At 72.9% G+C, this 17,411-nt stretch carries 15 protein-coding genes and 1 pseudogene; 9 read left to right on the top strand and 7 right to left on the bottom strand.

From position 1 onward, the window contains the following. Window positions 1-398: 398 nt before the first annotated feature. From MMR14E_RS21785 to MMR14E_RS21760, 6 genes are all read left to right on the top strand, one after another. The gene (locus MMR14E_RS21785; protein WP_331317170.1) at window positions 399-1,016 is read left to right on the top strand and encodes a glutathione S-transferase; all 618 of its coding nucleotides are present in this window, start codon (window positions 399-401) and stop codon (window positions 1,014-1,016) included. A gap of 58 nt (window positions 1,017-1,074) precedes the next feature. Then, a complete protein-coding gene (locus MMR14E_RS21780) occupies window positions 1,075-3,138 on the top strand; it encodes a pyridoxamine 5'-phosphate oxidase family protein (protein WP_331317169.1) in 2,064 nt (687 codons plus the stop codon). A 123-nt stretch (window positions 3,139-3,261) separates the two neighbouring features. Then, window positions 3,262-3,726: a nuclear transport factor 2 family protein gene (locus MMR14E_RS21775; RefSeq protein WP_331317167.1), complete on the top strand. Its 465-nt coding sequence runs from the start codon at window positions 3,262-3,264 to the stop codon at window positions 3,724-3,726. Between the two features lie 72 nt (window positions 3,727-3,798). Then, the gene (locus MMR14E_RS21770; protein WP_331317165.1) at window positions 3,799-4,689 is read left to right on the top strand and encodes a LysR family transcriptional regulator; all 891 of its coding nucleotides are present in this window, start codon (window positions 3,799-3,801) and stop codon (window positions 4,687-4,689) included. A gap of 260 nt (window positions 4,690-4,949) precedes the next feature. After that, window positions 4,950-6,098, top strand: a complete 1,149-nt coding sequence (locus MMR14E_RS21765; RefSeq protein ID WP_331317163.1) for an acyl-CoA dehydrogenase family protein — start codon at window positions 4,950-4,952, stop codon at window positions 6,096-6,098. Further along, window positions 6,095-6,661, top strand: coding sequence for a cytochrome b (locus MMR14E_RS21760; RefSeq protein ID WP_419539393.1), 567 nt, complete (start codon window positions 6,095-6,097; stop codon window positions 6,659-6,661). The genes MMR14E_RS21765 and MMR14E_RS21760 overlap by 4 nt, the downstream gene beginning before the upstream one ends. 28 nt (window positions 6,662-6,689) lie before the next feature. Here the strand turns inward: MMR14E_RS21760 and MMR14E_RS21755 are convergent, their stop codons facing one another. The 7 genes and pseudogenes from MMR14E_RS21755 to MMR14E_RS21725 all read right to left on the bottom strand — a co-directional run bounded on the left by MMR14E_RS21755 (window position 6,690) and on the right by MMR14E_RS21725 (window position 14,014). Further along, window positions 6,690-8,177, bottom strand: a complete 1,488-nt coding sequence (locus tag MMR14E_RS21755; protein ID WP_331317162.1) for an HWE histidine kinase domain-containing protein — start codon at window positions 8,175-8,177, stop codon at window positions 6,690-6,692. 159 nt (window positions 8,178-8,336) lie between these two features. Then, window positions 8,337-9,677, bottom strand: coding sequence for an LLM class flavin-dependent oxidoreductase (locus MMR14E_RS21750; protein WP_331318600.1), 1,341 nt, complete (start codon window positions 9,675-9,677; stop codon window positions 8,337-8,339). 159 nt (window positions 9,678-9,836) lie between these two features. After that, window positions 9,837-10,073: pseudogene (eutB, locus tag MMR14E_RS21745) on the bottom strand (ethanolamine ammonia-lyase subunit EutB); the annotation flags it as partial. Window positions 10,074-10,170: 97 nt separating this feature from the next. Beyond that, a complete protein-coding gene (locus MMR14E_RS21740) occupies window positions 10,171-10,875 on the bottom strand; it encodes a L,D-transpeptidase (protein WP_331317161.1) in 705 nt (234 codons plus the stop codon). A 257-nt stretch (window positions 10,876-11,132) separates the two neighbouring features. Further along, entirely contained in the window at window positions 11,133-11,801 is a 669-nt protein-coding gene (locus MMR14E_RS21735; RefSeq protein WP_331317159.1) for an SDR family NAD(P)-dependent oxidoreductase, read from the bottom strand. 23 nt (window positions 11,802-11,824) lie between these two features. Beyond that, a complete protein-coding gene (locus MMR14E_RS21730; protein ID WP_331317157.1) occupies window positions 11,825-12,502 on the bottom strand; it encodes a cell division protein DivIVA in 678 nt (225 codons plus the stop codon). Between the two features lie 255 nt (window positions 12,503-12,757). Then, window positions 12,758-14,014: an NAD(P)/FAD-dependent oxidoreductase gene (locus tag MMR14E_RS21725; RefSeq protein WP_331317155.1), complete on the bottom strand. Its 1,257-nt coding sequence runs from the start codon at window positions 14,012-14,014 to the stop codon at window positions 12,758-12,760. 689 nt (window positions 14,015-14,703) lie between these two features. Between MMR14E_RS21725 and MMR14E_RS21720 the strand changes: the two genes are divergently transcribed. The 3 genes from MMR14E_RS21720 to MMR14E_RS21710 all read left to right on the top strand — a co-directional run bounded on the left by MMR14E_RS21720 (window position 14,704) and on the right by MMR14E_RS21710 (window position 17,406). Next, on the top strand, window positions 14,704-15,684 hold the full coding sequence (locus MMR14E_RS21720; protein WP_331317154.1) for an aliphatic sulfonate ABC transporter substrate-binding protein: 981 nt from the start codon (window positions 14,704-14,706) through the stop codon (window positions 15,682-15,684). Between the two features lie 8 nt (window positions 15,685-15,692). Further along, complete coding sequence (locus MMR14E_RS21715) at window positions 15,693-16,472, top strand: ABC transporter permease (RefSeq protein WP_331317152.1); 780 nt, start codon at window positions 15,693-15,695, stop codon at window positions 16,470-16,472. Between the two features lie 85 nt (window positions 16,473-16,557). Continuing rightward, complete coding sequence (locus MMR14E_RS21710) at window positions 16,558-17,406, top strand: ABC transporter ATP-binding protein (RefSeq protein ID WP_331317151.1); 849 nt, start codon at window positions 16,558-16,560, stop codon at window positions 17,404-17,406. The last annotated feature ends 5 nt before the right edge of the window (window positions 17,407-17,411 follow it).

The raw sequence follows: 17,411 nt of genomic DNA, 5'->3' as shown, positions 1-17,411 counted from the left end.
CGTGAGCACTGCGGGCGGCATCGCCGAGAAAGATGGTGACGTATTGGCGCGAAACTGGGCAGCTTTGCCCCGCGCCTGAAAACTAGGCTCCTCGGTTATGGCCTCTGTGTCAAGTGCCGCGCAGTCGTTTCGGAACCGGCGTCTTGGCGATTGCTTCCCGGGGTCGCCGGCCGGCATACGCGCGAGCGCGCCTCAGAGGCGCCTGAAGCCGCGGAGGCGGGGCGCAGGCCGACCGGCATCGGCTGACGCGGAGTCGCGCGGGGCACCACCGGCCGGCGCGATTATTCCAATCTCCGGAATGATGAACTGTGCAGAACGCGTATTCTGCTCGCCCGGACGCGGCGGCATTCTCCCCTCACGGCCCGGGGCGATCCCGGCCCCGACGGAGACCGACGGTCATGAAGCTCTACCACCATCCCCTCTCGGGCCACGCCCACCGCGCGCGCCTGTTCCTGTCCCTGGTCGAGGCCCCGCACGAGCTGATCGAGGTCGACCTGAAGGCGGGCGAGCACAAGACGCCGGCCTTCCTCGCCATGAACCCGTTCGGTCAGGTGCCGGTGCTCGACGACGACGGCGTGATCGTCTCCGATTCCAACGCCATCCTGGTCTACGTGGCGAAGCGGCTCGGCCGCTCCGACTGGCTGCCCGAGGATCCGCGCGGCGCGGCGGCGGTCCAGCGCTGGCTTTCGGTCGCGGCGGGCGAGCTCGCCTACGGGCCGGCGGCGGCCCGGCTGATCACGGTCTTCGGCGCCACGTTCAACCCGGCGGAGGTGATCGCCCGGGCGCACACGCTGCTCGGGCGGCTCGAGGCGCATCTCGACGGCCGGGAGTGGCTCGCGGCCGAGCGGCCGACCGTCGCGGACGTGGCGGTCTACAGCTACCTCGCCCGCGCCCCGGAGGGGAACGTGGACCTGTCGGGCTACCCGCGGGTCGGGGCCTTCCTGCGCCGGGTCGAGGGCCTGCCGGGCTTCGTGCCCTTCGCCGAGACGCCCGCGGGCCTCACGGCCGCGGCGTGACCGGACGGCCCCGGGCGCGCCCGCGCCCGGGGGGCGGATGCGAGTTGAGGGCGCGAAGATGACCGACGATCAGACCCTTGCGACGCTGCCGACTTGGCATGTCGGCGAGACGACCATCCAGGAGACGGTCGGCGCCGCCGACCGGATGGCCGTGATCGGCCAGCGGGTGGTGCGGGACTTCATGCCCGATCAGCACCGCGCGTTCTTCGCGCAGATCCCCTTCGTCGTGCTGGGCAGCGTCGACCGGCAGGGCGACGCCTGGGCCACGCTCCTGGCGGGCGGCCCCGGCTTCATCACCTCGCCCTCGGCCACCACCCTCGACATCGCCGCCCGGCCGGACCCGGCCGACCCCGCGTCGGAGGGAACGCGCGAGGGCGACGCTATAGGCCTCCTCGGGATCGCGCTGGACAGCCGCCGCCGCAACCGCGTCAACGGCCTCGTCCGGTCAGCGGCGGGCGGGGTCCTCCACTTCGCCGTCGATCAGAGCTTCGGCAATTGCCCGCAATACATCCAGCTCCGCGACATGACCTTCGCGGGCGAGCCGGGCGCCTCCACGCCGGTCCCCGCCGAGGAGAGCGCGGAGCTCGACCCGGAAGCGCGCGGCCTGATCGGCGCGGCGGACACGTTCTTCGTGGCCTCCTACGCCGACCGCGAGGGCCGGCGCCAGGTCGACGTCTCGCATCGCGGCGGCAAGGCGGGGTTCGTCCGCGTCGCCGCGGACGGCACGCTCACCATCCCCGACTTCGCCGGCAACCTGTTCTTCGCCACCCTCGGGAACATCCTCCTGAACGGAAGGGCCGGTCTGGTCTTCACCGACTTCGCGACCGGCGATCTCCTGCAGCTGACCGGTGACGCCGCGGTCATCCTGGACTCGCCCGAGATCGCCGCCTTCCAGGGCGCCGAGCGGCTCTGGAGCTTCTGGCCGCGCCGGGTGATCCGCCGGCGCGGCGCCCTGCCGCTGCGCTGGTCGTTCCGGCCGGACGGCTGGTCTCCGAACGCGCTGATGACCGGCGACTGGGCGGAGGCCGCCGACCGCGTCCGGGCGGCCGGGCACGCGGCGCAGTGGCGGCCGTTCCGGGTGGTCGAGATCGTCGACGAGAGCCGCACGATCCGGTCCTTCCACCTGGTCCCGGACGACGGGGCCGGTCGGCTCCCGCACCGCGCGGGCCAGCACCTCCCGATCCGCGTGACGCTGCCCGGAGCGACGGCGCCGGTGATCCGGACCTACACGCTCTCGGTCGCGCCGTCGGACCCGACCTACCGGATCAGCGTGAAGCGCGACGGCGCGGTCTCGCGGCACCTCCACGACCGGGTCCGCGTCGGCGACATCCTCGAGGCGCGCGCCCCCGACGGCGGCTTTACCCTCGACGCGGGCGCGACGCGCCCGGCGGTGCTGCTCGCCGGCGGCGTCGGGATCACGCCGCTCGTCGCGATGCTCCGGCACGTGGTCTACGAGGGCCGGCGCACGCGCAAGATCCGGCCGACCACGCTCGTCTACGCCGCTCGCACGCGCGCCGAGCGCGCCTTCGACCGGGAGCTGTCCGAACTCGCCGCGGCGGCGCAAGGGGCGGTCCGGGTGGTGCGCGTGCTCAGCGACGTGTCCGATGCCCGGCTTGGCGCCGACTACGACGCCGCGGGCCGGATCGACATGGCCCTGCTCACGCGGTTCCTGGCCTTCGGCGACTACGATTTCTACCTGTGCGGGCCAGCTTCCTTCACGCAGGCGCTCTATGACGGGCTCCGCGGCCTCAACGTGGCGGACGACCGCATTCACGCGGAAGCCTTCGGCCCCTCGGGGCTCGTCCGCGACGCCGGACCGGCGGCGGCCGTGCCCAAACGCCCGCCGGCCTCCACCGCGACGGTTCCGGTCGCCTTCCTCGACACCGGCAAGGAGGCGCGCTGGACGCCCGAAGCGGGCAGCCTCCTCGACCTCGCCGAGGCCCGCGGCCTCGCACCGCCCTTCAGCTGCCGCGAAGGGAGTTGCGGAACCTGCCGCACCAAGCTGCTCGCCGGCGCGGTGACCTATCCCAAGGAACCGAGCGCCGCCGTGGCGGCGGACGAGGTGCTGATCTGCTCGGCGGTGCCCGCGGAGGGCACGGAACGGGTGCAGCTCGCGCTCTGACGCGCGATACGCCGTGTTCCACGCCGTTTTCCGTCTTCCGGGACCGGCGCGGCGCGATCATGCTGCGGCGCGCCTGTGCCGGGCCTCGAGCCCCTTTCATCCCGAGAACCTGAGGAGTCCCCCATGTCCCGTCCGCCGCTGCCGCCCTTCGACGAGCAGAGCGCGATCACGAAGGTCCGCCTCGCCGAGGATGGCTGGAACGGCCGCGACCCGGCCAAGGTCGCGCTGGCCTACACGACCGATACCCGCTGGCGGAACCGGGCCGAGTTCCTGAACGGGCGGCAGGAGGTGGAGGCGTTCCTGACCCGAAAGTGGAACCGGGAACTCGATTACCGCCTCATCAAGGAGCTCTGGGCCTTCACCGGCAACCGCATCGCCGTGCGCTACGCCTATGAGTACCACGACGACAGCGGCCACTGGTTCCGGGCCTACGGCAACGAGAACTGGGAGTTCGCCGAGGACGGGCTGATGCGCTATCGGCACAGCAGCATCAACGAACTGCCCATCACGGAAGCGGACCGCAAGTTTCACTGGCCCCTCGGGCGTCGGCCGGACGACCATCCCGGCCTGAGCCACTTCGGCTTCTGAGCGGTCGGGCCGCCGCGCGGCCGGGCCGGGCGTGGGCGTCGCGACCCGGCCGCACAACACGGGAGCGAGGCCATGGATCGGTGGCAGGCCATGCGCATCTTCGCGAAGGTCGCCGAGACGGCGAGCTTCGCGCGGACCGCCCGCCTCCTGCACATGAGCCCGCCGGCCGTGACGCGGGCGGTGGCCGCGCTCGAGGAGACCATCGGGACCCGCCTCCTGATCCGGACGACGCGTTCCGTGAAGCTGACGGAGGCGGGCAGCCGGTACTACGAGGATTGCCGGCGCATCCTGGCCGACATCGCCGAGGCGGAATCGGCGGCGGCCGGCTCCAACGCCGTGCCCTCGGGCACGCTCGCGGTGACGGCCTCGGTCCTGTTCGGGCGGATGCACGTGCTCCCGATCGTCACCGACTACCTCGACACCTACCCGACCATGGCGGCGCGCACCCTCTTCGTCGATCGGCCGGTGAGCATGGTCGAGGAGGGGATCGACGTCGCGATCCGCATCGGCCACCTGACCGATTCTGGCGTCACGGCCGCCCGGGTCGGTTCGGTGCGCCACGTCATCTGCGGCGCCCCGGACTACTTCGCGCGGCACGGCGTGCCGGCGACGCCGGCGGATCTGAAGCGGCACCGGATCGCCGTCTCCACCGGCGCCTTCGCGTCGCCGGAATGGCGGTTCGGCCGGAACGAGCGGGTGGTCGTCCACCCGACCCTGGAGGGGAACACGAACGAGGTCTCGATCGGCGCCGCCCGGTCGGGCTGGGGGCTGGCGCGGGTCCTGAACTACCAGATCGGCCCGGACCTGCGGGACGGCCGCCTGCAGATCGTGCTCGCCGACTATGAGGAGGCGCCGCTGCCCGTCCACGTCCTGTACCCGGAAGGCCGGCACGCGCCCGCGAAGGTGCGAACCTTCGTCGACCTGGCGGTGTCGCGGCTGCGCGCCAACCGGACGCTGAACTGAGAGCGGCCCGGATCGACACCGGTCGCATTGGCCGCAGCCGCGGCGGCGGAAAGGATGGCTCAGTCTTAGGTTAGTTTCTTAGGATCTCCCGCATCTTCTGCGGGTAATGAGGGCCCATCCGTGACGAGACCCGAGCGCGCGACCCTGCGCGGCCAAGCTCCGCCGACCGTTCGCCCGGATGTCGCTGCCGCGACGCCCGCGGACCGGCGGCACGCGGGCGTCGCGCCGTGCCCGGCGCCGATCTGAGAGAAGGCAGGCGCATGGATCAGTGGACTCGCCTCGACCCCATCTACGATTCCGAGGCGGCCGCGCGCGCGATCGCCGCGTCGGCGCCCGCGCGCGCCGACGCCCAGGATCGCGACGACGGCTTCCCGCGGGACGACATCGCCGATCTCGGCCGCCTCGGGCTGCTCGCCGCGCCCGTCCCGGTGGATCACGGCGGCGCGGGTCTCGGGACGGAGCCGGGCGCCGGTGCCCTGGCGGAGGTACTGCGGCTGGTCGGCTACGGGAGCCTCGCGCTCGGCCGGCTCTACGAGGGACACGTCAACGCCCTCCAGCTCATCGCCCGGTACGGCTCTCCCGCCCAGCGGGTCCGCCTGTTCGCCGACGCGCGCGCCGGCCATCTGTTCGGTGTCTGGAACACCGAGCCGGGGGAAGGCGGCCTGCGGATCGAGGCCCCGGAGGCCGACGGCCGTCTCCGCGGCGTGAAGACCTTCGCGTCGGGCGCCGGCTTCGTCACCCGCGCCCTCGTCACCGCGCGGCATCCGGGAGAGACCGGCACGGCGATGATGGTGGTGCCGCTCGACGCCGGCGCGCGGTCCGACCTCTCGGCGTGGCGGGCGCAGGGCATGCGCGCCTCTGCGACGGGCACGATCGACTTCACCGGCCTCGCCTTCGACGCCGATCACGTGGTGGGCGCGCCCGACGACTACTTCCGGCAGCCGGCCTTCTCGGGCGGCGCGTGGCGCTTCGCGGCGGTGCAGCTCGGCGGCATCGAGGCCGTGTTCGATGCCTGGCGCGGCCATCTCGGCTGCCTCGGCCGGGGGAGCGATCCGCACCAGCTGGCGCGCCTCGGCGAGGGTGCCATCGCGGTCGAGGGCGCGCGGCTCTGGGTCGAGCGCGGGGCGCAAGTCGCGTCGGACGCGGAGATGCCGCCCGAGCGCGTCGTCGCCTACATCAACCTGGTCCGCCTCGCGGTCGAGCGCGCGGGCCTCGACGTCCTGCAGCTGGCCCAGCGCTCGGTGGGCCTGCAGGGCTTCCTGCGCGGCCATCCGCTCGAGCGGCTGTCGCGCGATCTCGCCACCTACCTGCGCCAGCCCGGGCCGGACCAGGCGCTCACCAGCGCGGCCTCCGAGATCCTGCGCAGCGGCGGCCTCGCCGGCGACTTGTGGACCGAGAACGCCGCGTGACGGGATTCGGGAGCCACGGCCCGGCGCCGCGGACCGCCTGGCTGGACGGGCCGGAGCAGTACGGCCGCGTCAGCCGCGGATTTCACTGGCTGATGGCCGCCCTGTTCGCGTGGCAGTTCGCGGGCGCGCTGCTCTACGTCACGATCGGCGACGCGGCGCTCACCCGCCTCGTCGGCGGCAGCCACTTCACCCTCGGCTTCACCCTGTTCGTGCTCGTGCTCCTGCGCGGCGTCTGGGGTCTCGCGAACCTTCACCGGCGCCCCGCCCACCCGGGCGCGCCGGGGCGCGCCGTCGCGGCCGGTCACGCCCTGATCTATCTCCTGATGGTCCTGGTCCCGAGCCTCGCGCTGCTGCGCCAGTATGGCTCGGGCAAGCCCTTCGCGCCCTACGGCATCCCGGTGATGCCGGCGCGCGAGACGAAGATCGAGTGGATGATGCTGCCCGCCGATCTGTTCCACTACTGGCTGGGCTTCACGCTCCTCGTCGTCGTGCTCGGCCATGCCGCGATGGCGCTCTTGCACCGCAGGCTCTGGAACGAGAGCGTCCTGACGCGCATGACCTGACCGGCGGCGGGCGCGCCACGCGCGATGCTCAGGCCTCGGCCTCCGCGGCGGCGGGCGCGCGCTCGGGAAGCGGCGCGTCCAGCGTGAACACCACGCCGCAGGCGCGATACTCGATCTCCGCCGTGCCACCCATCTCGGCGGCCAGCGCCCGCTCGATGAGGCGCGTGCCGAACCCGCCGCGGGCCGGTACCGTCACCGCGGGTCCGCCGACCTCCTCCCACCGAAACCAGAGACGGGCCGGCGTCGCCCCGTTCACCACGTCCCAGTTCAGGATCACCCGCCCCCGGTCGTTCGACAGGGCACCGTACTTGACCGCGTTGGTCGCCAGCTCGTGCAGCGCCATCGTGAAGGCGAGCGTCAGGCGCGGCGTCAGCCACACCTCCGGTCCGTTGATCAGGAAGCGCTGCCCCGCCCCGCCGCGGAAGGCCTGGAGGGTGCCCTCCACGATGACGCCGAGCGTGGCCCCGATCCAGCTCTCGCGGGTCAGGACGTCGTGGGCGGCCGAGAGCGAGTGCAGCCGCGCGTCGAGGGTCCTGTGCGCCTCCTCCAGGGAGGCGGCGTTGCGCAGGGTCTGGTGCGCGATCGACTGCATGGTCGCCATCGAGTTCTTCACCCGGTGGTTCAACTCGTCGGCCAGGAGGGCGCGGTGCTCCTCCGCGCGCTTGCGCTCGGTCACGTCGATGGAGACGCCGGCCATGCTGAGCGGCTGACCGACCGCGTCGTAGAAGGTCTGACCCCGGATCTGCAGCCAGCGCAGCTCCCCGCCGGGGGTGCGCGCGCGGTACTCGATGTCGTAGTCGCTGTGCTCGCGGATCGAGGCCTGCACCGCGGCCCGCATGCGGGACTGGTCCTCGGGCTCGATCGCGGCGATCAGGTCCTCGTAGCTGAACGGCTCGCCCGGGGCCCAGCCGAAATTCTCCTTGCAGGTGTCGGAGGCCACGAGCCGCATGTCGGCGAGATCGAGGGTCCACGAGCCGAAACGTCCGGCCTTCAGGATGAAGCGCAACCGCTCCTCGCTGCGGGTGAGGTCGCTGGTGCGGCGCTCCACCTCCTGCTCGAGCGCCTCCCGGTCGCGCTGCATCCGCGCGAGCTTCTCCCGCTCCAGCGTCACGTCGAACTGCGACGCGAAGAAGTAGGTGAGCACACCGTCGCGATCGAAGACCGGCGAGATCAGGAGCCGATTCCAGAAGGGCTCGCCGCTCTTCTTATAGTTCAGGAGCTCGATCTCGATCGGCACGCGACGGCCGATCGCCGCCCGGATCTTCGCGATGTCGGCCTTGCTGGTCTCGGGCCCCTGCAGGAACCGGCAGTTCCGGCCGATGATCGCGTCGTGGCCGTACCCGGTCAGCTTGGAGAAGGCGGCGTTGACGAAGACAATGGGGTTGTCCGGCTGATGGGGGTCGGTGATCAGCATCGGCATCCGCGTCGCCCGCACGGCGGAGACGAAGGGGTCGGTACTCGCGTCGGTCCGGGCGAACTCCGCCTCGAAGCGCGTGCGTTCCAGCTGATCCGTCACTGTCCCGTCGCCCCTGCCACGACTCGCCGATTGCGGCCTTCGGCCCTTGTCGCTTGGCTGTACCACAGCAGGGATCGCTTGTGCGCAATCGGGACGCGGGCCGAGACGCCGCAGGGTGCCGCGACGCCTCGCCCGATCGGAACCGGGGGATGCCGGCCGCTACACCGCGGCCCGACCGGGGCCGAACCCGGCCGGCGGGCGCGAGCCGAGATGCTCCCGCAGGGTCCGGCCCTCGTACTCGGTGCGGAACAGGCCGCGCCGCCGCAGCTCCGGGAGGACCAGCGCGATGAAGTCGTCGAGGCCGCCGGGCAGCGTCGGCGGCATGATGTTGAAGCCGTCGGCGCCGCCGGCCCGGAAGCGCGCCTCCATCTCGTCGACGATCTGCGCCGCCGTCCCGACGATCTGCGAGTGACCGCGGGCGCCCGCGATGCGCAGGTAGAGCTGGCGCAGGGTGAGGCCTTCCCGGCGCGCGAGGTCGAACATGAGCTGCTGGCGGGACTTGATGCCCTCGGTCTCGGGCAGTTCGGGGACCGGCCCCTCGGGATCGTAGCCCGACAGATCGTGGCCGCCGATCATGCGACCGAGCAGCGCCAGCCCGACCACCGGGTCGATCAGCTCCTGCAGCGCCTCGAACTTCGCCCGCGCCTCGGCCTCGCTGCGCCCCACGACCGGGAACAGGCCGGGCATGATCTTCAGGTCATCCGACGCACGACCGAAGCCGGGCATGCGCCCCTTGAGATCGCCGTAGAACTCGACCGCCTCGTCCAGCGTCTGGTTCGCGGTGAAGACGATCTCGGCGGTCCGCGCCGCGAGGTCCTTGCCGGGACCGGAGGCGCCGGCCTGCACCAGCACGGGCTGGCCCTGCGGCGTCCGCGAGATGTTGAGCGGCCCGCGGACTTCGAAGTGCTTGCCCCGGTGATCCAGCGGGCGGAAACCGTCCGGCTTCGAGAACTGGCCGCTGGCGCGGTCGATGATCACGGCGCCGTCGTCCCAGGTGTTCCAGAGGCCGAGGACCACGTCCGCGAATTCCTCGGCGCGCTCGTAGCGGTCGGCGTGGCGGCCGATCCTGTCGCCGCCGAAATTCGCCGCCTCCGCGTCGGTCGCGGAGGTCACGAGATTCCAGCCGGCCCGCCCGCCGCTGAGGTGGTCGAGGGAGGCGAACCGGCGCGCGACGTTGTACGGCTCGTTGAAGCTGGTGGAGGTGGTGGCGACGAGACCGATCCGGCTCGTCACCGCCGCGAGGGCCGACAGCAGGGTCAGGGGCTCGAAATGGGTCGAGCGCGCGGTCCGCTCGCTCGATCGCAGATCGAGGTCGCGGATCCCGCTCCCGTCCTCGAGGAAGATGAGGTCGAACTTCGCCGCCTCGGCCCGCTGCGCCCAGCCGACGTAGCGCTCCAGGACGAGGCCGCCGTCGGCCTCGCTGGAAGGATGGCGCCAGCCGGCGACGTGATGGCCGGTCGCGTAGAAGAACGCGCCGAGGCGCACGGTACCCTGTCTCATCGAACCGACCGTCATCGTGCCTGATCCGCTCCGTGCCTCGCGCGTCAGCCGGTGTCTAGCCGACCCGCCCGCGGGGGCGAACCCCGCGTCTCGCCGCGCGCCGTCACGGCGCGGCGAGAGCCCGGCCGGTGCGGCGGGCGGGGCGTCAGCGCGGTCGTGGCGGCGGGCGATGAGGTCGGAGACCTCGTCCTCGTCCGAGGGGATCAGCTCCTCGGCCAGGAAGGTCCTCAGCGGCAGGTCGGCGAGGGCGATCTGCGCGGCCAGGCGCTCGACAGGCCCTTCCGCGCACAGCCCGGCGAGCTGGTCGCCCGAGCGCTCCGGCGTGGCCTTGGCGAGCAGGCTGCGCAGGTCGGGGAAGGTGAAGCGTGTGCCTTCGATCGTCGTCGCGTAGGCCATGCGGGCGCTCCCGGCGCGCTGTCGGATCTCAGGGAACCCGATCCTGCAGGATGTCGGGGCCGCCGGGAAGCGGGGACGGTGCGGGCGCTGGCCGCCCTCAGGCCGGCAGCACGACCACCTTCGTCTTGACCGGCGTGCGCGCGTAGAGGTGGATCATGTCCTGGCTCAGCAGCCCGACGCAGCCGCTGGTGATGCCCGTGCCGATCGATTCCGCGTCGCTGCTCGCGTAGATCGTGTAGAGCGTGTAGGCGCCGTTCTGGTAGAGGTGGAGCGTGCGGGCACCGAGCGGGTTGTCGAGGCCGCCGGGCATGCCGCGGGCGTATTTCGCGGCCTCGGGCTGGCGCCGGATCATCTCCTTGGGCGGGGTCCAGGTCGCCCATTCCGACTTGCGGCCGACATAGGCGTTCCCGTTCCACAGGAAACCCTGGCGGCCGACATTGGCGCCGTAGCGGGTGGCGGTGCCGTCACCCTCGATGCGGTAGACGTAGTAGTTCGCGGGATCGACCACGATCGTGCCGGGGGCCTCCGACGAGGCGTAATGGACCGTCCGCCGGTAGTATTTCGGGTTGACCTTGCTGATGTCGACCGCCGGGATCGGGAACTTCTCGTTCGGCATCGGCCCGTAGGTCTTCGCCGCCTCGGCCATGAGCAGGGTGTCGGTCGTCCCGCACCCGCCGAGCGAGAGCGCGCCGATCCCGAGGGCCGAGCCGGCCAGGAACGACCGGCGGCTGAGTATCCCCGCCTCGCACCCGAGGCGCCCACGCCCGTCCAGCCCGCCGGCCCTGCGATCGTCCGTCATCATCGCCCTGGACTTCCCCGTCCTGCAGCCCGGCGCGACCGCGCGGCGTGCCTCCGTCGCGCGAACGGCCAAGCTCGAGAGTGCCGCGCGCCAGCGCGCGTGGCAAGCTTGTCTTTACAGGGTCGAGAGCGGCCGAAATGCGTCGCAAGTGTGGTGAGTCCTCGCGATCTCCGGAGTTCGTCGCCGAACGACCGCGCTGAACGCGCCGGGTGTGCTTCGGACGTCGCAGGTGGGCCGGCGCGGGGCGTGGCCGTGCGGCGTCAGAACTGCACGCCGCGGGTCAGGCTGCCGTCGACCACGAGGTTGGTACCGGTGATGAAGCTCGCGGCGGGGCTCGCCAGGAAGACGGCGGCGCGGGCCACCTCCTCCGGCCGCGCCATCCGGCCGGTCGGGTTCAGCCGGAGCGCCTCGGCGAACAGCGCCGGGTTGCCGGTCTCGATCTGGTGCCAGACGCCGCCCGCGAAGTAGGTGTTGCCGGGCGAGACCGAGTTCGCGCGGATGTTCCGGGGCGCGAGCTGGAAGGCCAGCCCCTGCGCGTAGTGGATCAGCGCCGCCTTGAAGGCGCCGTAGGGACCGGCCGCGAAGTCGATCTCGCGCCCGGACACGCTGGAGATGACGACGATCGCGCCGGCCTCGGACCGCTCGAGGAACGGCATCGCCGCCTCGACCGCCGAGACGGTGCCCATCATGTCGACCGCGAAGCCGCTGCGCCACGCCGCCGCGTCGCTGCCGACCGCGAGAGCGCTGACGTTCGGCACCACGATGTCGAGGCCGCCGAGCTCCTCCGCGGCCTCGGCGACCCAGCCGCGCAGGGCGGCGGAATCGGCGACGTCGACGGCGCGCCCGGTCGCCGCCACGCCGCCGGCCTCGGGTTCTGGCCGGCGCCCTGGCGCGGCGCTCCGGCGGGGCCGGACGGCCGAAGCCAGCATGGGCCTGCCCCCGGACGCCGGCTTCAGGCACCCGACGGCCCGCGGCCCGTGGGTCTGCCCAGAAGGAGCGCCTTGGCGGCCGCGTCGATCCGCCCGAGCCACTTCTCGGCCGTCTCGGCGCGCAGGTCGGCGACGCGGACCTGCTCCTCGGCGGCGCGAACCCAGGCTTCCGCCTCCGCGCGGATCGTCCGGACCCGGGCCTCGGCCTCAGCGCGGATGTCCTGGACCTGGGCCTCCGCCTCGGCCTGGACGCGCTGCAGCCGGATGTCGGCGCGGGCCTCGACCTCGCGGACGCGCATCTCGGACAGCTGCAAGCGATGCTGGGTCTCGGTCAGCGCGCGCTGCGCGGCGGCCAGGGCGGCCTCGTGCGACAGGCTCTGCTCCTGAAGGCGCTGCTTCTGCGCCTCGGCGCGGCCGGCCATGCCGTTGATGATGTCGAGCGTGCTCATCCAGTCCGACACCCCCTCGGGCTCAGAGGCGGTCGGCGCCGGGCCGGCATCGTTGACCGCGGGTTCCGGCAGGATCGGCGGGTGCGCGGCCGCCTCCATGCGCGGCGCGGACAGCGCGGCCGGCCCCGCGACCGTGTCGAAGGATGGCTTGAGCTTCAGGATCTCGGCGGACGGGCCGTCGACGAAGCGGTCCAGGCTGTCGGCGACCTGCGTGAGGATATGGGACCACGTGGCTGTAGGGGCCGCGACCATGCTGTCTCTACCCTGACGGGATTCTTGCGATAGCTAATACAACCTCCGGTATAGTTAATGGGTGGTTAACTGCCGGTCTGGCGGTCCAGCCTCGGCCCATTCGCGCGGGCTCCTATCAGTCTCGGGAGGCCGTAGCGGGGGCGGCGCGACATTTGTCCGTGCGCCGACGCCACTCTCCAGCGCGCCTCGCCTGCTGCCATCAGTCCATCGAGCGTCGAGGACCCCGACTCCGCGCCGTCCTCGAGCGGTCCGGCATCATCGCGCGGTCTGCGTCGCGGGCGCAGCCTGGATGATCGGTGACGCGGCGGCCAGGATGGAAGCGGCGTCGCCGTCGAGGGGCGGATAGATCCGCGTGCCGTTGATGATCCGCTTCGTCGCCTTCGCGGCGGCGCCCGACGAGACCAGCGTGCCGCGGTCCCAACCGGAGGTGTAGACCGCACCCCAGGCGCCCAGATCCAGCACGGTGACGTAATCGGGCGCGGCGAAGCGCAGCCGCCGCTCCGGCCGGCCGGCGAGATCGCAGACCGCGTTGTACCCCGCGAACCGCCCCATCGGCCGGGCGTGCTGGCACGACATAACCGTGCGGTGACCGGCATCGTCGGCCGCCGCCGAGGCGATGTCGCCGGCCGCGTAGACGTTGGCGAGCCCCTGGACGGCCAGGAATGCATCGACGGGCACGCGCCCGAGCGGGTCGCGGGGGAGGCCGAGCGTCTCGCCCAGCGGGCTCGCCCGCATGCCGGTGGCGCAGACACTCGTCCACGCCGGCAGGCGCGTTCCGTCCGCCAGCGTCACCCCGGCCCGATCGACGGCACCGACCCGCGCACCGCCGATGCAGGTCACGCCGGCCTCGCTCAGGGCTTGGCGGATCGCCGGCAGGGCCGCCGCACCCATGGCGCTTCCGACCTCGCGCGCGCTGTCGATCAGGATGGTCCGCACCGGACCCGTGCCCCCGGCCCGGTCCCTGGCGGCCGCGAGCCGGGCGGGCAACTCGCAGGCGAGTCCCAGTCCCACCAAGCCGCTGCCGATGACGACGGCGGTCCAGCGGCCGGCCTCGTCCGGGCCGCCGGCGTCACCGAGGCGATCGAGATGCGCCGCGAGGGCCTGGGCCCCCGCGAAGGTGTCGACATCGAGGGCACCCTCGATCCCCGGGATCTCGGGGCGCCACAGCAGGCTTCCGGCCGCGAGGATCAGGCGGTCGTACGCCAGCGTCTCGACGCCGCCGGCCGACGCGGCGGACTCGACCGTGACCGTGCGCGCCGCGGGATCGATGTCGATCGCGCGCGCCTCGCGGCGTTCCACGCCGATCGGCCCGAGAACGTCGTCGAGGGGCACGCGCAGGGCGCTGAGATCGGTCTCGTAGCAGCGGACCCGGATGACGTGGAACGGGTCCGGCGTGATCACCGTGACCGCGACGCATTCGCCCAGGCCGAGCTCGGTCCGGGCGCGCGCCGCGGCGGCGGCGGCCCACAGACCGGCGAAGCCGCCGCCGATCACGACGATTCTCGGGACCATGGCAGAGCTCCCCTCGTGCCGGTGTCGTCGAACTCTGCACGTCGCTCGGCGATGCGGCAACGGTTACAGTCCTGGCGCGGGCGAAGATCGCTTCCGACAGTCGAGCGCCGGCGGTTCGGCCGTCGTGGCAGCCGCCACCCTGGCGCGCCATCGGGCGCCGGAAAGACCCGTCAACCCGCAGCCGCGGTCTCGCGAGAGTGCGGGCCGCGCGCTGCCGTCGCGCGGCTCCAGCGTGGCTGCGGCGCGGCCGGGGAGGACAGACGCCGTTCCTCGCGCGCGCGTCCTTGCGCGCGCGGACGCGTAATTTCTTCTCGTCTTGGGTCGACCGACCGAAAATTCTTGCTTCGACACCGCGAAGTAGAGAAAGCCCTTTTGTTGACTCCGCGATCGGCCGACAGGATCTTGTATTCACAGTCACGCCGAGGGCCGCGCAGGTACGATGAAGACGCAGGGGCGGACCGGGCGTGATCCCGGAGCCGGGGGATGTGTCGGCGCGGATCGCGCGATCGGGGCGGTCCTGGGTCTCGGACGCGCCGGATGCGCCCGGCCGATCGTCTCGCCGACGGCGCCGCGCCCCTGAACCTAGCCGGCCGGACGAGACCGCTCGGATCCGCGCCGCGGCGCGGATCCCCTGCCCCGCGCCGGCCCCGCACTCCGCCCTCCGTTTCGCCACGACATCAGGCCCGACCATGCGCTCCACCCGCCGATCCCTCCTGGCCGCCGGCCTCGCCCTGGCCTGCCTCTCCGCGCTCGCGACGCGCGAGGCCCGCGCCGACGATCCGAAGGAGATCCGCCTGGACTGGGCGACCTACAACCCGGTCGGCCTGCTCCTGAAGGAGAAGGGCTTCCTGGAGGAGGCGCTGGCGCCGCGGGGCATCAAGGTCCGGTGGGTCCAGTCGCTCGGCTCCAACAAGGCGCTCGAGTTCCTGAATGCCGGCGCCATCGATTTCGGGTCGGCGGCCGGCGCCGCGGCCCTGGTGGCGCGCATCAACGGCAACCCGATCAAGGCGATCTACGCCTACTCGCGCCCCGAATGGACGGCCCTCGTCACCCGCAAGGACAGCGGCATCGCCAAGCCCGCCGACCTGAAGGGCAAGCGCGTCGCGGTCACCCGCGGCACCGATCCGCACATCTTCCTGATCCGCGCGCTCCAGGGCGCCGGGCTCACCGAGCGCGACGCCAAGCTCGTGCTGCTGCAGCACGCGGACGGCCGGACCGCCCTCGACCGGGGCGACGTCGATGCCTGGGCCGGCCTCGACCCGATGATGGCGGCGGCCGAGATCGAGAACGGCGACGTGCTGGTCTACCGCGACGCCGCGGCGAATACCTGGGGCCTGCTCGACGTCCGGGAGGACTTCGCCACCGCCCACCCCGACCTCGTCCGGACGGTGATCGCCGCCTACGAGCGGGCGCGGGCCTACGCGCTGGCCAACCCCCAGGCGCTCTCGGCCGCCCTCGTCGCGGCCACCAAGCTGCCCGAGCCGGTGATCGCCCGGCAGCTGGAGCGCACCGACCTGTCGCAGCCGGCGATCGGCGCCGCCCAGGCGCAGTCGATCAAGGCGGCCGGCACCGCCCTCCAGCAGGCAGGCATCATCCCGGCGGGCACCGACGTGTCCGCGTCCGTCGACGGCCTGCTCGACACGCGCTTCAATCCCGTCGCCGGGCAGTGAGCGGCCGCGTGCCGCTGCTGCGGCGGGGCGGTCGCGCCGGCCTGGGCCTGCTGCTGCCGGTCATCCTGGCGATCGGCTGGGAGATCGCGGTCGCGAGCGGTGCGGCGTCGGGGCGGCTGCTCCCGCCGCCGAGCCGGATCGGCGCGACCCTCTGGGCGCTGGCCGCCTCGGGCGATCTCTGGATGCATGTCGAGGCGACGCTCGTGCGGGTCGGGCTCGGCTTCCTGTGCGGCGCGGCCGCCGGGATCCTGGCCGGGGCCCTCGTCGCCACGGTCCCGCCGCTGCGCTGGCTCCTCGACCCGAGCCTGCAGGCGCTGCGGGCCGTCCCGTCGCTCGCCTGGGTGCCGCTCTTCATCCTGTGGTTCGGCATCCTGGAGACGCCGAAGGTTCTGCTGATCGCCGTGGGCGTGTTCTTCCCGGTCTATGTCGGCGTCTCGGGCGCGATCGCCTCGGTCGACCGCAAGCTGGTCGAGGTCGGGCGGATCTTCCGGCTGTCGCGCCTCGCCCTCGCCCGCCGGATCCTGCTGCCGGCCGTGCTGCCGGCCACCCTCGTGGGCCTGCGCACGGGGCTCGGCCTCGGCTTCCTGTTCGTCGTGGCGGCGGAGCTGATGGGCGCATCGGAGGGTCTCGGCTACCTGCTGGTGGACGGCCAGCAATTCAGCAAGCCCGATCAGATCGTGGCCGCGATCATCGCCTTCGCCCTCGTCGGCAAGGCGGCCGACATGGCCCTGGTCGCGCTGACAGCGCCCCTGACCCGATGGCAGGATACCGTGCGGGACAGCCTGTGACCGCCGCACCGGGGCGGCCCCGCACCGCGGTACCGGGGCTTGGCCAGCACCGCGATCCTCCTGTCACGTCCGCCGCGAGACGCCCGTGCTGACCGTCGACGACCTCTCCAAGACCTACGCGGACGGCACGCAGGCCCTCGCGGGCATCAACCTGTCGGTGCAGCAGGGCGAGATCCTCGCGCTGATCGGCGGTTCGGGCTGCGGGAAGACGACTCTGCTCCGGCTGATCGCGGGGCTCGACCACGCGAGCGCGGGGGCCGTCGCGGTCGACGGCGAGACGATCCGCGCGCCCCATCCGAGCGTGGGCGTCGTCTTCCAGGAACCGCGCCTGCTGCCCTGGCTCGACGTGGCCGGCAACGTCGGCTTCGGCCTCGCCGACCTGCCGCGGTCCGAGCGCCGCGCCCGCGTCTCCCACGCCCTGGAGCGCGTCGGGCTCGCGGAGCACGGCGGCCGCTGGCCGCGAGCCCGACGCGCTCCAGGGCGTGGNGAGCGCGTCGGGCTCGCGGAGCACGGCGGCCGCTGGCCGCGGGAGCTCTCCGGCGGCCAGCAGCAGCGCGTCGCGATCGCCCGGGCCTTCGTGGCGCGGCCGCGGGTGCTGCTCCTCGACGAGCCGTTCTCCGCCCTCGACGCCTTCACCCGGAAGGATCTGCACGACCAGCTCCTCGGTCTCTGGGCCGAGTCGAGGCCGACGATCCTGATCGTCACGCACGATGTCGGGGAGGCCGTGACCCTGGCCGACCGGGTGGTGGTGATGCGCCCCCGGCCCGGGCGCCTCGACGAGACCGTCCCGGTCGGGCTTGCCCGGCCGCGCGAGCCGGTGGCGGCGACCTACGAGGAGGCCGTGCGCCGCGTGCTGGCCGCCCTCGACCACTCCCTGCGCCCGGCGACGAGCAGCCGGCCGGCCGCCCCCGAGACCCGCGCGAGCTGGTGGTAGGGCCG

The sequence above is a fragment of the Methylobacterium mesophilicum genome (assembly GCF_036441335.1).
Classification (GTDB): Bacteria; Pseudomonadota; Alphaproteobacteria; order Rhizobiales; family Beijerinckiaceae; genus Methylobacterium; species Methylobacterium mesophilicum_B.
The sequence above is the reverse complement of the archived record's forward strand: the minus strand, read 5'-3'. Positions and strand labels throughout refer to the sequence as shown.

Bases quoted from the DNA above. Each gene is read 5' to 3' on its own strand.
- MMR14E_RS21720 (WP_331317154.1), top strand. From the start codon at position 14,704: ATGCGCTCCACCCGCCGATCCCTCCTGGCCGCCGGCCTCGCCCTGGCC.
- MMR14E_RS21735 (WP_331317159.1), bottom strand. From the start codon at position 11,801: ATGCTGGCTTCGGCCGTCCGGCCCCGCCGGAGCGCCGCGCCAGGGCGC.
- MMR14E_RS21740 (WP_331317161.1), bottom strand. From the start codon at position 10,875: ATGATGACGGACGATCGCAGGGCCGGCGGGCTGGACGGGCGTGGGCGC.
- MMR14E_RS21750 (WP_331318600.1), bottom strand. From the start codon at position 9,677: ATGAGACAGGGTACCGTGCGCCTCGGCGCGTTCTTCTACGCGACCGGC.
- MMR14E_RS21780 (WP_331317169.1), top strand. From the start codon at position 1,075: ATGACCGACGATCAGACCCTTGCGACGCTGCCGACTTGGCATGTCGGC.
- MMR14E_RS21785 (WP_331317170.1), top strand. From the start codon at position 399: ATGAAGCTCTACCACCATCCCCTCTCGGGCCACGCCCACCGCGCGCGC.
- MMR14E_RS21770 (WP_331317165.1), top strand. From the start codon at position 3,799: ATGGATCGGTGGCAGGCCATGCGCATCTTCGCGAAGGTCGCCGAGACG.
- MMR14E_RS21725 (WP_331317155.1), bottom strand. From the start codon at position 14,014: ATGGTCCCGAGAATCGTCGTGATCGGCGGCGGCTTCGCCGGTCTGTGG.
- MMR14E_RS21765 (WP_331317163.1), top strand. From the start codon at position 4,950: ATGGATCAGTGGACTCGCCTCGACCCCATCTACGATTCCGAGGCGGCC.
- MMR14E_RS21775 (WP_331317167.1), top strand. From the start codon at position 3,262: ATGTCCCGTCCGCCGCTGCCGCCCTTCGACGAGCAGAGCGCGATCACG.
- MMR14E_RS21730 (WP_331317157.1), bottom strand. From the start codon at position 12,502: ATGGTCGCGGCCCCTACAGCCACGTGGTCCCATATCCTCACGCAGGTC.